The sequence below is a fragment of the Bacillus sp. JZ39 genome, from assembly GCF_053903145.1.
Map to the genome: position 1 here is coordinate 588,504 of NZ_CP096389.1, position 15,204 is coordinate 603,707.

A 15,204-nucleotide genomic window follows, 5' to 3' on the forward strand; every position below is an offset into this window, starting at 1 on the left:
AACTTAGATAAAAAGCTGGCCGCTTCTTCAGATGATGCTGGTCACGATGATTCCCTGCATCATTCCCATTTATAGGTGTTCGGAATATCACTTTGCCGAGCCCATGCTCAAGCGGCTTTCACAGGCTGAAAGTTATGATACAATATACAAATGTTTCACAGCTTCAATCCATAGTTGGAGCTGACATCCATTATATAAGGGACTAGGTTGAAGGGAAGGTTTGATAACATGCTGCACAATCCAACTGGAAAAGAACGCTTGGCACTAGCGTTTCTGCTCGGCATGCTTGCTATATTGGGCCCGCTTAATATAGATATGTATTTGCCAAGTTTTCCTGAAATCGCGGAAGATTTATCAGCAAGTGCTTCACTTGTTCAGTTAAGTTTAACAGCCTGTCTGGTCGGGCTTACGATCGGCCAGCTGATTGTCGGGCCGGTCAGCGATGCGCAGGGAAGACGAAAACCGCTATTAATCTGTATCTTTTTATTTGCGTTATCTTCTCTGTTTTGTGCACTGTCGCCCAATATAACAACTTTAGTGGCTGCGCGTTTTTTACAGGGCTTCACTGCTTCTGCAGGGCTTGTGCTGTCTCGCGCAATCGTCCGCGATGTGTTTACCGGAAGAGAGCTTTCTAAATTTTTCTCGCTGTTAATGGTTATTACCGCGGTGGCGCCAATGGTTGCGCCTATGACAGGCGGTGCCATTTTGCTTTTGCCGTTCGCAACGTGGCATACAATTTTTCACGTTCTCATGATCATCGGATTTTTACTAGTTCTTCTGATTGCATTGAGGTTAAAAGAAACGCTTCCGCCGGAAAAACGGATTCCAAGCTCAATCGGAACATCCGTCAAAACGATGGGCAGCCTGCTGAAGGATCGGTCCTTTATGGGGTACGCGTTAACTGTCGGATTTATTCACGGGGGAAGCTTTGCATATGTGTCTGGTACGCCTTTTGTATACCAGGATATCTACGGGGTGTCTCCGCAGGTATTTAGTATTCTTTTTGGCATTAACGGGCTGGCGATTATATCGGGCAGCTTTATCATCGGACGCTTTGGCGGAATCATTCATGAAAAAAGCCTGCTTCGTATAGCGGTCATTACGGCTATGATTGCGACGGCTGTGCTATTAACCATGACCATGATTCACGGTCCTCTTGCTACATTAGTCATATCCATTTTCATTTACATGATTACGATCGGCATGGTTCTGACCAGCACGTTTACCTTGGCCATGGAAAAGCAGGGGCACCGCGCCGGAAGTGCAAGTGCGCTGCTTGGGATGCTCCCGCTGCTCCTCGGTTCAATCGTGTCACCGCTTGTAGGCATTAATGAGACAACAGCCGTTCCGATGGGAGCCATCATGTTTGTAACAGCTGTCATCGGCTCACTGGCGTTTTTTGGATTAACGAAAGAACGAGTAGGGCAGAATTCATAAAAAAACCTGACATGACGTCAGGTTTTTTGTTTTATTTAGAATAACAACAGCAGGCCTGCAATCGCCGGAGTCAAAAAGATGGCTGATTTCAAAACCACCTTTGGCATGAGGTTGGTGAATTTCGCGCCTACATAGGCACCGCACATTGTCCCTACCAGAACTTTGACAAGCAAAACGTAATCAACAAAACCTTCTGTGATATATCCGATGCCTCCACCTACAGCCAGAGGGATGATCACAAGCATCGTCGTTCCGACAGAATGGCGAATGGACAGATTCAGCATAATCATTAAACCAATTTGAATAAAAGGTGCCGACCCAATGCCGAATGTGCCGGAAAGAACGCCGGCTACAATTCCTAAGATGACCGCTCTCGTATACGTTGAAAGAGTGCTTTGATTCACTTGAGCCTTCTCTTTTAAAATAAATAATCTGATTAAAATGAGAATTGCTGATAAAAATAACATTCCAGCCGTCAAATAATGAAGCAAATCAGCCGGAATAAAAGATGTCAGCTTGGCGCCGAAAAATGAGCCAACTGCAGCAAAGCCTCCGACTATTAAGCCGATTTTCATTTGAATGTTGCCCTCGCGATAGTGGCTGTATGCCCCTGATAAGCTTGTAAAAGCCATGCCGGCAAGTGAAGTGCCTAAAGCCGTATGAATCGGGATATGGAAAAGAAGCGTTAAAAGGGCAATGACAAAGCCGGCTCCACCGGCGCCAATAAAACCTAAAATAATTCCTAGAAGAAACATAACAAGAATAATGAGCATATTTTTTCCTCCATTGAAAAGATATAAAAATGTAAACGTGCGCTATTCTGGCGGAGGTATGGTGTCCTATTGACGAAGAAAAACACGACGTTTTTTCAGTTGCCAGTAGTCCGTCGACCGTCGTTCAGCAAACATATCGTACCTCAAATTCAGGGATCTGACAAGGCAGTTTGTTGCTTCCCATTACCATCTGTTATATGATTTTGATGAAGAAAAGCCCTTGAATATATTCAAAAGAGGTATTATATATGGACGATTTTAAATTAGATAAGCCGACTCCCTACTACCTGCAATTTTATAACCAGCTAAAAAAAATGATCTTTAACGGGACTTTTAAGCCTGGGGAACGGATAAACGAAACACAGCTGGCGAAAAGCTTTGGCGTCAGCCGCTCTCCGATAAGGGAAGCCATGCGATTGCTTGAGAAAGATGGTTTGTTAAAAGCAGATGACCGAAATGGGTTTTCGATCACGTCATTAACGGCAAAAGATGTAGATGAGATTTATAAAATCAGAATTCCGCTGGAGCAGCTGGCAGTCGAATTAGTCATAGATGAAGCGGACGAAGAAGAGCTGACCATACTCCAAAAACAGCTTGAAGAAACAGAGAAGGCGATTCACAACGGCACGGAAGATACGGAAATCATTCGTTTAAACCAAAAATTTCATGAGCTGCTGGTTGATTTCAGCCATAACAGACATTTGAAAAATTTGCTTGAGCATGTAAATGATCTGATTCATTTTTGCAGAATCCTTAATTATACCGGCGACCACCGTGCAGAAACGATACTGAGTGAGCACCGCAGGATATTTGAAGAAGTGAAAAAGAAAAACAAAGAAGCAGCCAAACAACATGTACTGGCTCATTTCAATCATGACTGTGAGCATTTGAAGCATGTGCTTGAAGAAGGTAAAGAGAATTGATTTCTATGATCCGGTACCAAGGGGGAGCAGAACCCTTGGTATTTTTTTATGTATTCACCACATATCTAAGAGGCCCCGTTAATAAGATTTTATGATGGTTTGACTAACGAATAATGGGGGTTAAACATGTTTATCCATATCGTCGGGCCTGGTGATTCTTTGTTTTCGATAGGCAGAAGATACGGTGCTTCTGTTGATCAAATACGGGGTGTGAATGGTTTAGATGAAACGAATATCGTGCCGGGGCAGGCTCTGCTTATCCCTCTTTATGTATATACAGTCCAGCCTGGAGATACGCTTACCGCCATTGCAGCCAAAGCGTTTGTGCCATTAGAGCGACTGCGAGCCGCCAATCCGGGCATCAACCCAAATGCTTTACAAGCGGGAGCAAAAATAACGATTCCTTCGATCTCAAATTACATTGCGGGAACGTTAAGTTTTTATGTGCTCCGAAACCCAGACCTCGATCGAGAATTAATCAATGATTATGCGCCATACTCGTCTTCGATTTCAATTTTCGAATACCATATTGCACCGAACGGCGACATTGCAAACCAATTGAATGATGCGGCCGCTATTGAGACAACTTGGCAAAGACGAGTCACGCCGCTGGCAACAATAACGAACCTTACATCAGGAGGCTTCAGTACGGAGATTGTTCACCAAGTGCTAAACAATCCGACAGCGAGAACCAATCTGGTCAACAACATTTATGACTTAGTTTCCACAAGGGGATATGGCGGTGTCACAATCGATTTTGAGCAGGTGAGCGCCGCGGATCGCGATCTTTTCACTGGATTTTTACGCCAGCTGAGAGATCGACTTCAGGCGGGAGGGTATGTGCTGACGATAGCTGTTCCTGCAAAAACAAGTGATAATATCCCATGGCTGAGGGGCTACGATTACGGGGGGATAGGAGCGGTTGTCAATTATATGTTTATCATGGCTTATGATTGGCATCATGCCGGAAGTGAGCCGGGTCCTGTAGCGCCGATTACTGAAATAAGGAGAACCATTGAGTTTACGATTGCGCAGGTGCCGAGCAGAAAAATCATTATCGGAGTCCCGCTCTACGGGTACGACTGGATCATACCGTACCAGCCGGGCACAGTTGCTTCAGCGATTTCAAATCAAAACGCAATCGAAAGAGCGATGAGGTACCAAGCTCCGATACAATATTCAGCCGAATATCAATCACCGTTTTTCCGGTACAGTGATCAGCAGGGACGGACGCATGAGGTATGGTTTGAGGATGTCAGAAGCATGAGCCGGAAGATGCAGATCGTCCGTGAATACAGATTGCAGGCTATTGGCGCTTGGCAGTTAACGCTGGGCTTTACACCGGGCCCATGGCTTCTGCGGAAATTTTTTACGATCAGAAAAGTATAAAAAAAGACACCACAGCTGGGGTGTCTTTTTTTTTGATTAAGTCCAGAGCAGCAGAATAGTTCATTCATTTGTACCTTGCATGGGTTGTGTTCCCATTTTACGATTAGTAGTAGTCTGATCAAACAAAGAGTCAGAATACGATTTGAGAGGGAGTTGTCTACATGAAGACAGTATTGATTTTGAATTTTCCTGCGGAAGGCCATGTGAATCCTACTTTAGGCATTACAAAAGCGTTTTCCGATAAGGGATATGATGTCCATTATATATCCACTGAAAAATATAAAAAACGATTAGAAGCAGCGGGAGCAACGGTCCATCTTCACCGGGATCTGCTGCGAACGACACCTATTCATGTCGGTTCGCCCAATGGCATTCTTGATTTCGTGAAAATCCATATCAAAACGTCATTGGACATTTTACAGATTGTCAAAGACTTATCTAAGAGCATTCAATTTGATTTTGTTTATTATGATAAATTCGGCGCGGGGGAATTGGTGAGGGATTACTTAGATATTCCAGGGGTCTCTTCATCGGCGTCTTTCCTGTTTGGCGAGGAGCACCTGAAAATCCTGCCGCTGCATCCGGAGTCTGGAGCGCCGCTTGAATTGGATCAAGAGTGCGAAGATCTTTTGGCAAAAATGAAAGAAACGTACGGTGTTGCCCCGAAAAACCTGGTTCAATTCATGAACAATAAAGGGGAATTGAACGTAGTGTATACAAGCCGTTATTTTCAGCCAGAAAGTGATCGTTTCGGGGATGAATGTCTGTTTATCGGGCCGAGCTTTCCAAAGAGAGCGGAAAAAACAGATTTCCCGATTGAACAGCTAAAAGATGAGAAGGTCATTTATATTTCAATGGGGACTGTACTGGATCATACAGAGGATTTCTTCAACCTTTGTATTGATGCATTTTCAGGCTTTAACGGAAAAGTCGTCATCGCTGCCGGAGAAAAAGCGGACCTGACCAAATTAAAGCAGGCGCCGGAAAACTTTATCATTGCTCCGTATGTCCCTCAGCTGGAAGTGCTGGAGCAATCGGATGTTTTCATTACACACGGCGGAATGAACAGCGTAAACGAAGGGATTCATTTCAGCGTGCCACTGGTTGTCATGCCTCATGACAAGGATCAGCCGATGGTGGCGCAGCGTCTCTCTGAACTCCATGCAGGCTATGTCATCTCTAAAGATGAAGTCAATGCCCAAATATTAAAACAGGCCGTAGATGAGGTTTTGCGCAACGATCAGTATACGGCAGGCATTAAAAAAATCAATCAAAGCTTCAAAGAATGTATGGACATGGAAGAAGTGATGGAGCGGATTGATGAGTTGATTCGCCAAAAAAACAAATAAGAAAAAGAACTCCCGTACCTTGTACGGGGAGTTCTTCATTTAAAACTTGATTTTGATTTTTTGAGCATCACTGGTTTTCTTATGGTTATGGTCAAAGACGTCACTTGTCGTGATTTCGATCCACTTGATCTCTTTTGTTTTCTTCTCCGCATCCGCGGCCTTATCATGAGCATGGCCGCTTGATGCGTTCACAATAAAGCCGAGATTTCCGGACTTTTCGGCCCCGCCTTCCAATTCACCGTTTAACTCTTCAAGATAAATATCTTTGTTCCAATCAAAGGTTTCGCCCGTATTTGTTTTCATCAATGCAATCGGCGCAACATTTACTTTTTTTGAAGAGGTGTTCTTGATATCAACGAAAACCTTAACAAAATCAAACTCTTCATCGTGTGTTAACTCATGAAAGTAATCAATCATGCTGTAGTCCGGGCGCAAGTGGATCAGCTTCATTTCTTTTACTGTTAACTCCACGTCGCCAATCTTATAGGTTTTGTTCACTTGTTTGATATCTTTTAAGACAGCTTTTCCTTTATCATCTGAAAACGTTTGGCCGACCTTAAGCAATGACCGGTCATCAGTTACCTGGGAATTAGGCTGATAATTATCTGTGCTGTCCTTCTGGGATGAAGTGCTTTGCGGCTCAGCTTTTACTGTTTTCTCCCCGCCTGCATGCTGTTTTTCAGTACTGGCGTTTGATGAGCAGCCCGCAAGCATGATAGCAAAAACGAAAATTGAAAGAATTCTTCTCATGATGATTCCTCCATTAAAAAGAGATCCCGTTACTTCATACAAGCAACGGGACACCTTGTATTCTTTTACTTATCGTTAATCTTAATGTTGTATTGTAAAGCCTTGAAGACATTTTTGGCGATTTCTGTATTGTCGATTTGGCCGGCAAATGTCTCACTAGACGGACCGTATGCATAGACGGGAACATCTTCACCGGTATGTCCGCCTGTTGTCCATCCAGTGTGAGAGCGTTTGTTAAAGATGTTCTCGATTGCGTTATCGATATCCAGTACTTCCTTCGATTTTGCCGCTTCTTCAACAGATTGAATTTCGGCTTTTGTTAAAGCCAATTTTTTTTGATCGATATATGTTTTCAACGTTTTTTCAACATCCGCGCCGTCAGCGATCTTTTCTGCCATAAAGTCTGGTGTGCGCTTTGCGGCTTTAATGGGTTCACTGAACCAATTGTAGATGCCGTCCGCACCGATGGAATATCCGCCGGTTGAGTGGTCAGCCGTTGCGACAACCAATGTGTGCTTGTCTTTTTTAGCGAAATCAATAGCCGCCTTATAAGCTTGTTCGAAGTCTTCCATCTCGCTCATGGCGCCGACGATATCATTGTCATGGCCCGCCCAGTCAATTTGGCTGCCTTCCACCATGAGGAAGAATCCGTCTTTATCCTTGTTTAATTTTTTTATGGCTGTGTTTGTCATGTCTTTAAGTGATGGAACATCCTTCGTCCGGTCAATCTTTTTAGGCAGGCCGCCGTCAGCGAATAGGCCAAGAACTTGGCTGTCTTTGTTTTTCAGCATGTCCTTGCGGTTATCCACATAGCTGTATCCCGCTTTTTTGAATTCCTTGATCAAATTACGGTCCTTACGGTCAAAATTGCTCTTTCCTCCGCCTAGAAGGACATCAATTTTGTGCTTGCCGTTGACCATCTCATCAAAATAATCATCCGCAATTGAGTTCATATTTTTTCGGCTGTGGTCGTGTGAACCGAAAGAGGCCGGAGTGGCGTGTGTAATTTCTGAAGTGGCCACAAGTCCTGTTGCTTTTCCTTTTTCTTTCGCAGCTTCAAGCACCGTTTTGGCTTCTGATCCGTCGTTATCCACCGCTATGGCATTATTGTATGTTTTAATTCCCGCAGACATAGCCGTTGCCGCCGCTGCAGAATCCGTTACATTTTGTTCAGGATCATCGGGGTAAGTTGTTTGCTGGCCGACAAGATACTGATCAAAAGCCGTAGGCTCCACAACTTTTGTCTTTTTATTATCCTTTAAGTATCGATAAGCAGACGTATAAGACACACCCATACCATCACCAATCAGAACAATAACATTCTTAATTTCGTCGTGGTTCCCCTTTTTCTTTTCCTGGGCGCTGGCTTCAGGCACACTGCCGCTGGCTAAGCTGCTGAACGCAATTGATGATAAAACCGCGATAGGCAGTAATTTCTTCGGGAATTTTTTCAACTGGATAACCTCCTAAATATAGATGAATCTCAATGACAACCCAATTATATTTTTAAACTGTTAAGCTAGTATTAATGGATTTTAAAGATTGGATTTACAAGAATAATGAACTGGCACCCTTAAATAATGGTTATTCTTTTATGAGAAGTTTTAGAAGGAAAGAGTGATAGTACTAAAGAAATAAATTGGAGGAATAGATAATGGCCGTGGATAGGCGGACTGAAATCTGCTATAGTCGCATAGAAACAACCCGCTTACATCTTGAACAATTAAGTATTATGTTGGAAGAGGTATTGTGTAAGCACATGTCTGAGCAGTTCATATGGAGTGGCATCATTTTATTTTAGGAGGGAACAACATGGACGTTTTTTCTGAGTATTTAGCGGGGATTGATGACCCGTTCCACCGAGAAAGAACGGAAGAGGTGTTAACTTGGATAAAAAATAAATATCCAAATTTACATACAGAAATAAAATGGAACCAACCGATGTTTACGGATCACGGTACATTTATTATTGGCTTTAGTGTTTCTAAAAAGCATTTAGCTGTCGCTCCTGAAAAAGTAACGATAGCGCACGTAGAGGATGATATTGTGAAGGCAGGATATGACTACACCGAGCAGCTGATACGTATCCCTTGGAACGGTCCAGTTGATTACACGCTACTTGAGAAAATGATTGAGTTTAATATTCGGGATAAGGCAGACTGCTCCACTTTTTGGCGAAAATGAAGGAAAAAGGCATAACATATGAGCTGTATAAAATATGTTACACCTTTTCATTTGTCTATTTTTCGTTTTGATCATCTATTGCTGCTTTTCTTCAAACAAGGTCTTTTCATTGAGCGTAAGCTGGCTCGCAGAATAATGATTACCTTGTTTCCATTTCACTTCAATCGTAATATCATGGCCTTCAAGCTCATGTTCATCTAACCGCTCTAAAAAAGAAACGGACTTTTCTTTTGCGCTTCCATCAGAAAAAGTGCCTCCAGCATAATCATGCATCGGGATTTCCGTGTCAGAACTCAGCAGAATTTCATCATCCTTTTTTACAATCAGGTCCAAATAAGTGTTGTCTATTTCAATTGTATCACCGATCCAATAAAGTTTGCTGCTGTATTCATTCGGTGCATCTTCATTTTTTTTGAAAACAGCTTCCCAATTCTGGTCTTTGCTTTCTCCCTGCCAATTCGGATACTCCAAACGAACATGATGAATCAGGTGATAGGAAAAAAAGATCAAGCAGAAAGCGATTAATAGGAATGCCGTGAAAATGAGAGGGTATTTATAATGACTGGACATAAAAAGACTCCTATTCGTTTAATCAATTACCTTCGAAAATAGAATTTCATCCCGAATCAAAATGTCGTTTTCAGCCACCTCGGGAATCTCCGGCTTGAGTCGGCGTGCTTTTTCAACTGCGTTCGGAAACACTGCAGCGAATTGATAGCCTCTCTTTTGATAAAACGCCATCGCATCTACATTATCATTCGTTGTGATAAGCTTTATTCGTTGACAATGTGCATATTTAGCCGTCTCTTCAACCTGCTGAAGTAAAGCTGTGCCGATTCCTTTATTTTCAATCATACTATCTAATGAAATAATTTCACAATCTTTCCCATCTATCAAGTATGTAATACAGCCAATGATTTCGCCGCTTTCATTTACTGCGGCAAATCCATCTAATTCATCACACCGAAAAATGCCGCTGGAAATCACCATCTCGGGTGTACCCCATTGCTTGGCAAAAAAATCGGTCAACATATGTTTCGCTATCTCATTGTTTGGGATGATGATCATCATAACACTCCTCTATTGAAAGATTGCATATGTACTATCAATATAAACAATATATAACAAAAAAAATAGATATTGAGGTGACGGCATGGAAATCAGCGATGTTATTTACGGGCACCACCATATAGATGGAGTACTGGAAGAGCTTATCAAAAGCGCTCCTGTGCAAAGATTAAAAGGGATCTATCAAGGCGGAGCAAGCTTTTTAGTCAATCGAAGGTGGAATGTGACCAGGTATGAGCACTCCATCGGCGTAATGCTCCTCATCAAAAAGCTCGGAGGAACGATAGAAGAACAGATTGCGGGTCTGCTCCACGACGTATCACACACAGCTTTTTCTCATGTGGTCGACGTTGTCTTTGAAAATCAAGCAGAAGACTATCATGAAAACATCTTTCAACAAGTCATTGTTCACTCTGAAATCCCGGACATTTTACAAAAACACGGCTATCATACTGAAGAACTTTTATCTGACGATTCAAGGTGGACATTGCTCGAACAGCCCGCACCGGAGCTGTGTGCTGATCGGACAGACTATACGCTGCGTGATATGTACCGATATGGACACATTAGCCTGCACGAAGCGCAAACCTTTTTGGATCATCTTATTGTGAGAAACGGAAGGATGTTTCCTGATAGTATTGAAGCTGCCGAATGGTTTGTCAGTGTGTACTACAAGGAAGTGATTGATTTCTTTTTGAATCCTGTGAATGTATATGGATATGAATATTTAGCGCGAGCATTGAAGGCAGCGCTGCGGCATGATGTCATATCCGCAGAGGACCTCCTGAAAACGGACCAAGAGGTACTGAACATCCTGCGTGCATCAAAAAATGAAGAAGTCCTGAGCTTGCTTACATCTATTCATCCCGGCATACAAGTAATAGAAGATGACATCCAGTACGATTTCCATCAAAAGAAGAAAATGCGCCTAATCGATCCATCCATTTTTCTTGATGGCGAATGGATCAAATCCTCAGATGCTTCTGAAAAGGTGAGGAAAATGGGTGAGGCCGCTTATCAAAAAGCAAAAAAAGGTGTGTATATAAAAATCTTAAATCAGTAAATGCCGCCTGACAGCGGCCTTTTTTCATGTTTGGCTTTGCAAACAAAGGGGAATAGGACAAACTGCGGGAACGCTTTATGAGAATATCAGCGTATTTACATACCATTCGGGGGTATAGTATTATCGAGAGGGCATGTTTTCATTGTCTTCGGGCAAAAGTTACAGGAAAAAAATGAAGCAAAGGAGAATGAACATGAAAATCTCTAAAAATGCACTGGGAATTCTGATGTTATCTCTTGTTTTAGTTTTATCAGCATGCGGCAATAACAACAGTACGAAACAAAGCACACATGACAATCATTCAGACTCCTCAACACATGAAGAGATGGACCATTCTGGATCAGCTGACGTTCCAGAGGGATTACAGGAATCTAAAAATCCGAAATACAAAGTAGGCAGCCAGGTAACCATCAATACTTCCCATATGAAAGGCATGAAAGGTGCCGAAGCTACGGTAACAGGCGCCTATGATACAACGGCGTATGTTGTTTCTTATACTCCGACTAATGGGGGACAGCGTGTGGATCATCACAAATGGGTGATCCAAGAAGAAATCAAAGATGCTGGAGATAAAACGTTACAGCCCGGAGATCAGGTGATTTTAGAGGCTTCTCATATGAAAGGCATGAAAGGAGCAACAGCCGAGATCGACTCGGCAGAAAAAACAACTGTATACATGGTTGACTATACATCGACAACGAGCGGCGAAAAAGTGAAAAACCACAAATGGGTCACAGAAGATGAGCTTTCAGCTAAATAATAAAAAATCCTCCTTTTACAAGGAGGATTTTTTTGCTGTTTGAACAGGTCTTGTTAAAGAAATGAAAGCAAACAGGACAGCGATGATCACAATTGACCCGCCGCACCATGCTGTTGACACTACAGTACCCGTCTGATCCAAAACAACACCGCCAATGGCTGAGCCAAGGGCAATTCCGACTTGGAGGGCCGACGTGTTAAAGCTTTGCTGAATGTCAGACGAATCAGGTGCAATTTCAATTAAATAGCTTTGCTGAGCCGGGGCGAGGCTCCAGCTCAGAAGACCCCAAATCACCATGACAGGCAAAAAGAAAATCATAGACGATGTAGACAGCGGCAGTAAGAACATAATGATGGCAAAGGAACCCGTCACCAGCAAAATGCTCTTAAAGGAACCAAGCCGGTCAGATAGCGCTCCTCCGAAAGGGCCTCCGCATACAGCAGATATCCCGAAAAGGAAATAACAAATGCTGACCCAGAAAGAGCTCAGGTGAAGAGTCTCTTCTAAAAACGGTGCAAAGTAAGCGTAAAGCGTGTAGTGGCCAGCTAATGTAAACATCGTGACGAGGTGTGAACTCGCGATTTTCAGATTACCGATCGTCTTGAGCTGTTCCCGGAAAGGAATCATTTTCTCCGCCGGTATTCTTTCAAAGAAAATTGAAATAATCAGCATGGAGATCAGCGCCAACAGGCCGATGCCAAGGAACAAAATCCGCCACCCGAAGGAATCGCTGATTAAGATTCCGAGCGGCACGCCTAATGCGATAGCAGAGCTGAAACCCATAAAAATAATTCCGATTGCGCGGGCTCTGTATTCAGGCGCTACAATTTTCGGGGCAATTGTTAAAGAAAGCACAACAATCAGCCCTGTACTCATTGCTGCCAATACCCTAGATACCATCAATGTGGCGAAATTAGGGCTGAAATAGGCGACAAGATTGCTAAGGAAGAAAACAAATAAAGCAATTAGATATAAGCGCTTCCGCTCAATCTTCGCAGTCAATGCCAAAAGCAGCGGCCCAGATACTGCATATCCCAGCGCAAACACACTGATCAGCTGTCCGGCTGAAACAATGGAAATGTCTAAATCATTTGCGATCTGAGGAAGAATCCCCCCCACAATTAACTCAACCAATCCGACTGCAATCGTAGAAGCTGCAAGCAGGAAAACTTTGAAATTCATAACAAACTCCTTTACTTAAATGTTTTGATAAATAAAAAAAATCCTGATTACAAAAAATGTCATAAACAAATTTTGTAATCAGGATTTTACGGTTCCTGGTAGACACCCTCAAACCATATTATTGAGGTTATACAAGTGATAATAGCTATTTAATTGATTCGTTTCCGTTGATGAGTGTACCACATTATGAATGAATCTTCCATAGAAAAATTTACAAAGTGATGAACCGGACAAGTGTATGATTATATTTATTTTATAAAAGTATAGACATTTAAAAATAAATGACTATAATAATCCATGTAAGCGTTTTAATCACAAGGGGGGATAGCAGTTGAAAAAAATATTACTCGCGTGCAGCTCAGGAATGTCTACCAGTTTATTGGTGACAAAAATGAAGGAATACGCACAGTCTATCGGTGAGGAAGCAGAGATTTGGGCTGTTGGCCAGGATAAAGCAAAAGAAGACATGAGAAAAGCGGATGCCGTTTTGATCGGTCCGCAAATGAGCTTTCTGAAAAGCGAACTCCAAAAAGAAGCGGATCAATACAACATTCGGGTTGAAGTCATTGACATGATGGCCTACGGAATGGCAGATGGGAAAAAAGCGTATGAGCAGGCATTGTCCTTAATGGAGAATCAATAATGGAACAGGTGAAAATCACGAACTTAACAGACGAACAAATCAGTTTTCAGCTTATCCTGCACAGCGGCAATGCCCGCAGCTGCATCATACAATCACTGCGCGCCTACAAAGAAGGGAACAAGGATGAGGCGGATGCCCTCATTGCCAAGGCTGAGCAGGATTTATCCGCGGCCCATGACATTCACTTTCAAATGATACAGAAGGAATCCGGCGGAGAAGCACAAGCTTTCTCATTGCTGCTTATGCATGCAGAGGATCATCTGATGTCAACATTATCCATGAAAGAATTAGTGAAAGAGATGCTTGATCTCTTTAAAACCAAGAATCTATAAATAATCGGGGTGGATAGGGTGTTCGAGAAAATCAGCCAATTCCTTGTTCCAATTGCAGGGAGGTTAAACAATAACCGCTATTTGCAAGTACTGCGTGATGCATTTATGCTGGCTTTCCCGCTGACGATATTCGGGTCCATTTTTGTCGTGTTAACGAATTTGCCGTTTCTAAACAAAATCATGAACGCCTCAATGCTTACGTCGTTTCAGTCTCATTTCGGCATTGCCTCCACGGCGACAATGGGCATTATGTCTGTCTTTGTTGTGTTCGGGATAGGCTATTACCTGTCAAAAAGCTATCAGGTCGAAGCTGTATTTGGCGGAGCGATCGCTTTGGTTTCCTTTTTGCTCTTAACGCCATTTATCATTCAGCCAGAAACAGGAGATGCCATTACAGGGGTTATCCCGGTAGATCGTCTCGGTGCAAAAGGGATGTTTCTTGGGATGATTACGGCATTTCTTTCTGGAGAAATCTACAGAAGAATCGTTCAAAAAAACCTGACAATCAAAATGCCAGCCGGCGTTCCGCCTGCTGTAGCAAAATCATTCGCCGCACTTATTCCGGCTTTTATCACATTGACCGTATTTTTGCTGATTAACGTAATGGTGACTCTGTTTTTTAAAACAAATATGCACGACGTCATTTATCACGCAATTCAGGCTCCGCTTGTCGGACTTGGAAGCGGTATCATTCCAACGCTTATTGCCGTGTTTTTCATTCAAATTCTTTGGTTTTTCGGACTGCATGGACAGATCATTATCAACTCCGTGATGGACCCGATTTGGAATACACTGCAGGTAGAAAACCTTTCTGCTTACACGGCGGGAAAAGAAATCCCTCATATTATTTCAAAACCGTTTATGGAGATTTATACAGTAGGGATGGGCGGAACCGGGATGACGCTTGCGATTGTGTTTACCATTCTCATATTCATGAAAAGCAGGCAGATGAAGCAAGTATCAAAACTTGGCCTCGCTCCCGGTATTTTTAACGTCAACGAACCGATTATCTTCGGGCTTCCGATTGTCATGAATCCGATCATTATTGTGCCTTGGGTGCTGGCACCGATGGTTGTTACGCTCGTCACCTATCTGGCTATGTCAGCAGGGCTCGTTCCGCCTCCGACTGGTGTGACAGTGCCGTGGACGGTTCCATTATTCATTAATGGTATCATGGCGACGAACTCAATCATGGGGGGCGTGATGCAGCTTATCAATCTGCTGATTGTCTTCGTGATCTGGTTTCCGTTCCTAAAAGCAATGGATAAATTAAATCTGGCAAAAGAAAAAGAACAGGCTGTGCAGGAGACAGCTGCTCAGCAAAATGATAACAGCATAAAAATGTGACATA

Annotated in this window: 16 protein-coding genes and 1 riboswitch; of the genes, 10 read left to right on the forward strand and 6 right to left on the reverse strand. The window is 42.9% G+C overall.

Features of this window, described 5'->3' with window-relative positions:
- Positions 1 to 228 precede the first annotated feature (228 nt).
- The gene (locus M1D65_RS03065) at positions 229 to 1,437 is read left to right on the forward strand and encodes an MFS transporter (protein WP_014475975.1); all 1,209 of its coding nucleotides are present in this window, start codon (positions 229 to 231) and stop codon (positions 1,435 to 1,437) included.
- Positions 1,438 to 1,472: 35 nt separating this feature from the next.
- Here the strand turns inward: M1D65_RS03065 and M1D65_RS03070 are convergent, their stop codons facing one another.
- Positions 1,473 to 2,210 carry a sulfite exporter TauE/SafE family protein gene (locus tag M1D65_RS03070; RefSeq protein ID WP_015252701.1) on the reverse strand — a complete coding sequence of 246 codons (738 nt, stop codon included), beginning with the start codon at positions 2,208 to 2,210 and terminating at the stop codon, positions 1,473 to 1,475.
- Between the two features lie 248 nt (positions 2,211 to 2,458).
- On the opposite strand from M1D65_RS03070, the gene M1D65_RS03075 reads away from it, so the two are divergent.
- From M1D65_RS03075 to M1D65_RS03085, 3 genes are all read left to right on the forward strand, one after another.
- Positions 2,459 to 3,133, forward strand: a complete 675-nt coding sequence (locus tag M1D65_RS03075) for a GntR family transcriptional regulator (RefSeq protein ID WP_038828168.1) — start codon at positions 2,459 to 2,461, stop codon at positions 3,131 to 3,133.
- A gap of 126 nt (positions 3,134 to 3,259) precedes the next feature.
- Positions 3,260 to 4,522 carry a glycoside hydrolase family 18 protein gene (locus tag M1D65_RS03080; protein WP_064672000.1) on the forward strand — a complete coding sequence of 421 codons (1,263 nt, stop codon included), beginning with the start codon at positions 3,260 to 3,262 and terminating at the stop codon, positions 4,520 to 4,522.
- Positions 4,523 to 4,683: 161 nt separating this feature from the next.
- Positions 4,684 to 5,871 carry a macrolide family glycosyltransferase gene (locus tag M1D65_RS03085; protein ID WP_003234124.1) on the forward strand — a complete coding sequence of 396 codons (1,188 nt, stop codon included), beginning with the start codon at positions 4,684 to 4,686 and terminating at the stop codon, positions 5,869 to 5,871.
- A 39-nt stretch (positions 5,872 to 5,910) separates the two neighbouring features.
- Here the strand turns inward: M1D65_RS03085 and M1D65_RS03090 are convergent, their stop codons facing one another.
- Together M1D65_RS03090 and phoB are read right to left on the reverse strand one after the other, a co-directional pair.
- The gene (locus M1D65_RS03090) at positions 5,911 to 6,621 is read right to left on the reverse strand and encodes a membrane lipoprotein lipid attachment site-containing protein (RefSeq protein WP_064672001.1); all 711 of its coding nucleotides are present in this window, start codon (positions 6,619 to 6,621) and stop codon (positions 5,911 to 5,913) included.
- Between the two features lie 65 nt (positions 6,622 to 6,686).
- Entirely contained in the window at positions 6,687 to 8,075 is a 1,389-nt protein-coding gene (gene phoB, locus M1D65_RS03095; protein ID WP_017695992.1) for an alkaline phosphatase PhoB, read from the reverse strand.
- 358 nt (positions 8,076 to 8,433) lie between these two features.
- Here phoB and fra point away from each other — a divergent pair, with 358 nt between their 5' ends.
- Positions 8,434 to 8,805 (forward strand): iron chaperone frataxin, encoded by a 372-nt coding sequence (fra, locus tag M1D65_RS03100; RefSeq protein ID WP_064672003.1) that lies wholly within the window; start codon positions 8,434 to 8,436, stop codon positions 8,803 to 8,805.
- 75 nt (positions 8,806 to 8,880) lie between these two features.
- Here the strand turns inward: fra and M1D65_RS03105 are convergent, their stop codons facing one another.
- Complete coding sequence (locus tag M1D65_RS03105; RefSeq protein ID WP_064672004.1) at positions 8,881 to 9,375, reverse strand: YdhH/YoaO family protein; 495 nt, start codon at positions 9,373 to 9,375, stop codon at positions 8,881 to 8,883.
- A gap of 18 nt (positions 9,376 to 9,393) precedes the next feature.
- Entirely contained in the window at positions 9,394 to 9,876 is a 483-nt protein-coding gene (locus tag M1D65_RS03110) for a GNAT family N-acetyltransferase (protein ID WP_080474526.1), read from the reverse strand.
- A gap of 82 nt (positions 9,877 to 9,958) precedes the next feature.
- Here M1D65_RS03110 and M1D65_RS03115 point away from each other — a divergent pair, with 82 nt between their 5' ends.
- Positions 9,959 to 10,936, forward strand: a complete 978-nt coding sequence (locus tag M1D65_RS03115; RefSeq protein ID WP_021481627.1) for an HD domain-containing protein — start codon at positions 9,959 to 9,961, stop codon at positions 10,934 to 10,936.
- Between the two features lie 142 nt (positions 10,937 to 11,078).
- Positions 11,079 to 11,696 (forward strand): YdhK family protein, encoded by a 618-nt coding sequence (locus M1D65_RS03120; RefSeq protein WP_080474531.1) that lies wholly within the window; start codon positions 11,079 to 11,081, stop codon positions 11,694 to 11,696.
- Positions 11,697 to 11,711: 15 nt separating this feature from the next.
- Here M1D65_RS03120 and pbuE read toward each other — a convergent pair whose 3' ends face one another.
- A complete protein-coding gene (gene pbuE / locus M1D65_RS03125) occupies positions 11,712 to 12,878 on the reverse strand; it encodes a purine transporter PbuE (protein ID WP_003234105.1) in 1,167 nt (388 codons plus the stop codon).
- 55 nt (positions 12,879 to 12,933) lie between these two features.
- A riboswitch (purine riboswitch) is annotated at positions 12,934 to 13,033 on the reverse strand.
- A gap of 176 nt (positions 13,034 to 13,209) precedes the next feature.
- Between pbuE and M1D65_RS03130 the strand changes: the two genes are divergently transcribed.
- The 3 genes from M1D65_RS03130 to celB are packed head-to-tail and all read left to right on the forward strand — an operon-like array spanning position 13,210 to position 15,200.
- Entirely contained in the window at positions 13,210 to 13,521 is a 312-nt protein-coding gene (locus tag M1D65_RS03130) for a PTS sugar transporter subunit IIB (RefSeq protein ID WP_014112863.1), read from the forward strand.
- Positions 13,521 to 13,853 carry a PTS lactose/cellobiose transporter subunit IIA gene (locus M1D65_RS03135; protein ID WP_021481624.1) on the forward strand — a complete coding sequence of 111 codons (333 nt, stop codon included), beginning with the start codon at positions 13,521 to 13,523 and terminating at the stop codon, positions 13,851 to 13,853. The genes M1D65_RS03130 and M1D65_RS03135 overlap by 1 nt, the downstream gene beginning before the upstream one ends.
- Before the next feature lie 18 nt (positions 13,854 to 13,871).
- Positions 13,872 to 15,200, forward strand: a complete 1,329-nt coding sequence (gene celB, locus M1D65_RS03140) for a PTS cellobiose transporter subunit IIC (protein WP_003244271.1) — start codon at positions 13,872 to 13,874, stop codon at positions 15,198 to 15,200.
- The last annotated feature ends 4 nt before the right edge of the window (positions 15,201 to 15,204 follow it).